Below are 2,776 nucleotides of genomic sequence, written 5' to 3' on the forward strand. Positions count from 1 at the left end.
TTCCCAAATGCCGGAACAGGGGACTGTGTCGCCGGTCTGGATGATTCGCAGGGGCTGAGGGGCATCGGGTACGGGCGGGAGATCGCCGTCGGGGAGAACTGTGTCTTCGCGCAGAAAGTTCGGGCCACGATAGCTGGATAGACCAAGGGGGGCTGGTATATCGAGGTAGCGGTCTTCCTGTATGTAGCGGCGCAGTTCTCCTAGCGCGTAACGAACCTGAGTCAGTGATGACGTAAACTCGTTCCATAACGGGGAGGCCACCTCGTCTATTTCGGTTTCACCCCATTCAAAGCGCATAATTCGCGTACTCCAGGAGTCCGATGGCAATAGCCCCTGATAAAAATACCCGAACCTACCCAGGAACTTGAAGGGCCGTTTGTCGCCTATTTTTAGACGAGACAAACACTCGGCATAACCTTTGTAGTTGGCGTAGTCCTTGATGTATCGGTTTTCCCAAAAGAAATATTCGTCCCGATTTGAGGCGCGGGCTTCTTCGTAGGCTTTGGTATAGACCGCCATCCACTGATCGTAGAATTTGCCAACCCGCGCCCAAGCGGTATACGACGAATTTTTCTTGAGCATGTAAAAGATGCGGCGGCGCTCTTCATCGTCAGGAATGCTGTCATAGTCGTAGGTGGGGGGGGAAGGATCGGGTGGCAATTGCAGGTTGGCCAGTTCCTCCTCGATTTCCTTCAAATAATCGCTCATTGCTTGCTTATCCTCGAATTCGCTTTCGGGTCACGGTCATCCTTGGCCGCCTGCTCGCGCGCACCCAGGCGGGCGGTCTGCACTGTACCCGCGCCGGGCATATGAATATATCCCCAGATACCGTTGGCGTCTGTCCAGCCGGTCGGGCGTAGCTCAAAGGTCATTCCCGCTGTTTTGACGGTTTGTGGCTTGCCGGTGGCGATGGCGGCGTCACCCGCACTCTTCAGCGCAGCCTTGGTGGCTTTATCCATTTCGATGACGGCTTGCAAGCCGCCACCGCCCAAATACTGACCAGGAATTTCCTTGCCCATTTGTTCGGAAATCTTGCCGACACAGGCTTTAACGGCATTTTCGTCAGTGACTTTGGCAACCAGCAGGTAGCCATCACGATTCCACTCATCCAGAACGGCAGCCTTTTCTCGCCATTCCTTGGCTGTTTTAGGCGGCGCCCCCAAGCCCCACCATCCGCCACCAGGAGCCGTGTCGCCAATCAACTCACCATGGGTAACACCTTTCGGACCAAAAAAACGGTACATCTCCTCACCTGGTTTCATAGTGCGATTTTGAATTTTTCCAGCGAATGCAGGAATGCCAGTGAGAACGTCGCCATTTCTGAATTTGGTCAAGTCCGGATAGCCAGCTTCATGGGTGTAGAACTTTTTTATGCTTTTGGGACTCGACGACGACGAATTCTTCAACCATCCTCCCTTGGCACTTCGCTGAGCCTCTGCCGCGTTCTCAATCAGCCTCAACTCATCGGCATAGGTAACTGCCTTCGTCCCGCTGCTGACGGTATGTTCAACGGTACGTGCCGTAGTTTCGCCACCGGTTCGGACGTAAGCCTGAATTTCCTTAAGGGTTTGATCCAATTCCTTGATGGCTTGCGGAATGCGTTGCGCCGCCATGCTTTTCAGCTTGTTCAGCCCATTGCCGAGTCCGTCGATACGTCTCAGGAAGGATTCCGGAATGACTGCGCCGAGCTTGGTCTTGATTTGGGCCAAAGCTTTGTTGATGGTAACGACCAGGTCGCTGAATTTTGCGATGATGGATGCTTCGTGGTCGGCAAAGCGGAGTTGAAGCAGCCACTTTTCCGCGTGTCCTTTGCCCAATCGATTCAGGAAGGCAACAACGTCCTTGGCGGATTCCGCCAGATAGGCCGCACGTGCTGCACCGCTGAGCTTTGCGGCCGATTTGGCAACGCCAATCGTAATCCGGCCGACGCCCTTGATGACGCCGCCAATCACCGGGATCAAGGCAAAAAGGAGAACGACCAGCAAGGCCCACTGGAACTTGTCTTCGCGCTTCGCCGGTTCATCCACCATGCCGATGGTGACGGCGATCAAATCGCGAACGGCGGTGACGTCGCCGACCAGCGGAATCATTCCGACCACCGCATCAACGACGATTTGCGACAGCGACGCTTTCTCGTTGAAGGCCCCTTGCACCGTACCCCAGAGCCAATTGCCGGCCTCCAACGAGACCGATTCGAATTCAGACCACCAGTGAGCGGTCGAGGCTTGGCTGCCACTCATTGCTTGTCCCCCTGAAGCAAACTCGACGCGTATTTATCGACCAGTGCGCTGATTGATTTGTCGCTTGGCGCTGCCTCATGGTTTGGCGTTGAATCTTTATGTTTTCGTTGAAATTTGGCTGATGCAGGCCCGAATCGAACTTTGGCGGTACCAAGGGGAACATCGGTCAAGGTAGCTTTCCCGGAAGCGTCGAGTTTTCCTTTGCGCACACTGCCATCCGCCAAAATGGCTTCATACTCGGCGCCGCCTACGAAGTCGTCATCGTGATAACGGTGATCGAGTTCGATGGTGTCTTTGGATACAGCCTTTCCCTCCGGCAACCCCTCCAAACTCGCCGTCCCACGCCCTGGCCCCATAAACGCAATCCCGCTCCCCTTGACCGAGAACGTGCCCGGACACGCGAAGGTGATGTTCGATCCCTCCAGCGTGACGCTCGACTGTCCGGCCAGGAGGACGATTTTCTCCTTGGCCAGGATATGGATCTCGTCATTCGAACTCGTCACCGTGATTGACTGGTCGGCGAGGATCTCCATTGC

3 protein-coding genes are annotated in these 2,776 nt (G+C 55.2%); all 3 read right to left on the minus strand.

The features are described from left to right. A partial coding sequence (locus tag ADADOO_RS10750) for an Imm71 family immunity protein (protein ID WP_511277433.1) occupies nt 1-708 on the minus strand: 708 nt, incomplete at its 3' end. Beyond that, on the minus strand, nt 705-2,240 hold the full coding sequence (locus ADADOO_RS10755) for a hypothetical protein (protein WP_511277435.1): 1,536 nt from the start codon (nt 2,238-2,240) through the stop codon (nt 705-707). The genes ADADOO_RS10755 and ADADOO_RS10750, both read right to left, overlap by 4 nt. Beyond that, the coding region (locus ADADOO_RS10760; protein ID WP_511277437.1) for a DUF2345 domain-containing protein at nt 2,237-2,776 on the minus strand (540 nt) is incomplete at its 5' end. The genes ADADOO_RS10760 and ADADOO_RS10755, both read right to left, overlap by 4 nt.

This window comes from Azonexus sp. (assembly GCF_036170495.1).
Lineage (GTDB): Bacteria > Pseudomonadota > Gammaproteobacteria > Burkholderiales > Rhodocyclaceae > Azonexus.

What these genes read in the sequence shown, in the direction of transcription:
- ADADOO_RS10755 (WP_511277435.1), bottom strand. Translation starts at nt 2,240, where the DNA reads ATGAGTGGCAGCCAAGCCTCGACCGCTCACTGGTGGTCTGAATTCGAA.